The 2500-nt window shown below is 52.0% G+C and carries 2 rRNA genes (1 of these 2 cut by a window edge); both read left to right on the top strand.

The window, feature by feature from the left end:
* A 23S ribosomal RNA gene (locus tag JFT89_RS01795) occupies positions 1 to 2341 on the top strand (it extends 581 nt beyond the left edge of the window).
* A gap of 49 nt (positions 2342 to 2390) precedes the next feature.
* Positions 2391 to 2500, top strand: a 5S ribosomal RNA gene (rrf, locus tag JFT89_RS01790); the annotation flags it as partial.

The following is a 2500-nucleotide window of genomic DNA, read 5'->3' as shown; positions in this document are numbered from 1 at the left end:
AGAGCCCGTTAATGGGTGATGGCGTGCCTTTTGTAGAATGAACCGGCGAGTTACGATCCCGTGCAAGGTTAAGCTGAAGAGGCGGAGCCGCAGCGAAAGCGAGTCTGAATAGGGCGTTTAGTACGTGGTCGTAGACCCGAAACCAGGTGATCTACCCATGTCCAGGGTGAAGTTCAGGTAACACTGAATGGAGGCCCGAACCCACGCACGTTGAAAAGTGCGGGGATGAGGTGTGGGTAGCGGAGAAATTCCAATCGAACCTGGAGATAGCTGGTTCTCCCCGAAATAGCTTTAGGGCTAGCCTTAAGTGTAAGAGTCTTGGAGGTAGAGCACTGATTGAACTAGGGGTCCTCATCGGATTACCGAATTCAGTCAAACTCCGAATGCCAATGACTTATCCTTAGGAGTCAGACTGCGAGTGATAAGATCCGTAGTCAAGAGGGAAACAGCCCAGATCGCCAGCTAAGGTCCCAAAGTGTGTATTAAGTGGAAAAGGATGTGGAGTTGCTTAGACAACTAGGATGTTGGCTCAGAAGCAGCCACCATTTAAAGAGTGCGTAATAGCTCACTAGTCGAGTGACTCTGCGCCGAAAATGTACCGGGGCTAAATACACCACCGAAGCTGCGAATTGATACCAATGGTATCAGTGGTAGGGGAGCGTTCTAAGTGCAGTGAAGTCAGACCGGAAGGACTGGTGGAGCGCTTAGAAGTGAGAATGCCGGTATGAGTAGCGAAAGACGGGTGAGAATCCCGTCCACCGAATGCCTAAGGTTTCCTGAGGAAGGCTCGTCCGCTCAGGGTTAGTCAGGACCTAAGCCGAGGCCGACAGGCGTAGGCGATGGACAACAGGTTGATATTCCTGTACCACCTCTTTATCGTTTGAGCAATGGAGGGACGCAGAAGGATAGAAGAAGCGTGCGATTGGTTGTGCACGTCCAAGCAGTTAGGCTGATAAGTAGGCAAATCCGCTTATCGTGAAGGCTGAGCTGTGATGGGGAAGCTCCTTATGGAGCGAAGTCTTTGATTCCCCGCTGCCAAGAAAAGCTTCTAGCGAGATAAAAGGTGCCTGTACCGCAAACCGACACAGGTAGGCGAGGAGAGAATCCTAAGGTGTGCGAGAGAACTCTGGTTAAGGAACTCGGCAAAATGACCCCGTAACTTCGGGAGAAGGGGTGCTTTCTTAACGGAAAGCCGCAGTGAATAGGCCCAAGCGACTGTTTAGCAAAAACACAGGTCTCTGCGAAGCCGTAAGGCGAAGTATAGGGGCTGACACCTGCCCGGTGCTGGAAGGTTAAGGAGAGGGGTTAGCGTAAGCGAAGCTCTGAACTGAAGCCCCAGTAAACGGCGGCCGTAACTATAACGGTCCTAAGGTAGCGAAATTCCTTGTCGGGTAAGTTCCGACCCGCACGAAAGGTGTAACGATTTGGGCACTGTCTCAACCAGAGACTCGGTGAAATTATAGTACCTGTGAAGATGCAGGTTACCCGCGACAGGACGGAAAGACCCCGTGGAGCTTTACTGTAGCCTGATATTGAATTTTGGTACAGTTTGTACAGGATAGGCGGGAGCCATTGAAACCGGAGCGCTAGCTTCGGTGGAGGCGCTGGTGGGATACCGCCCTGACTGTATTGAAATTCTAACCTACGGGTCTTATCGACCCGGGAGACAGTGTCAGGTGGGCAGTTTGACTGGGGCGGTCGCCTCCTAAAGTGTAACGGAGGCGCCCAAAGGTTCCCTCAGAATGGTTGGAAATCATTCGTAGAGTGCAAAGGCATAAGGGAGCTTGACTGCGAGACCTACAAGTCGAGCAGGGACGAAAGTCGGGCTTAGTGATCCGGTGGTTCCGCATGGAAGGGCCATCGCTCAACGGATAAAAGCTACCCCGGGGATAACAGGCTTATCTCCCCCAAGAGTCCACATCGACGGGGAGGTTTGGCACCTCGATGTCGGCTCATCGCATCCTGGGGCTGTAGTCGGTCCCAAGGGTTGGGCTGTTCGCCCATTAAAGCGGTACGCGAGCTGGGTTCAGAACGTCGTGAGACAGTTCGGTCCCTATCCGTCGTGGGCGCAGGAAATTTGAGAGGAGCTGTCCTTAGTACGAGAGGACCGGGATGGACGCACCGCTGGTGTACCAGTTGTTCTGCCAAGGGCATAGCTGGGTAGCTATGTGCGGAAGGGATAAGTGCTGAAAGCATCTAAGCATGAAGCCCCCCTCAAGATGAGATTTCCCATAGCGTAAGCTAGTAAGATCCCTGAAAGATGATCAGGTTGATAGGTTCGAGGTGGAAGCATGGTGACATGTGGAGCTGACGAATACTAATAGATCGAGGACTTAACCATATAATATGAAGCAAATGTTATCTAGTTTTGAAGGAATATACCTTCATAGTTTGGTGATGATGGCAGAGAGGTCACACCCGTTCCCATACCGAACACGGAAGTTAAGCTCTCTAGCGCCGATGGTAGTTGGGACCTTGTCCCTGTGAGAGTAGGACGTCG

It is taken from the genome of Bacillus sp. TH25, from assembly GCF_016650935.1.
GTDB lineage: Bacteria > Bacillota > Bacilli > Bacillales > Bacillaceae_G > Bacillus_A > Bacillus_A mycoides.
The sequence above is the reverse complement of the archived record's forward strand: the minus strand, read 5'-3'. Positions and strand labels throughout refer to the sequence as shown.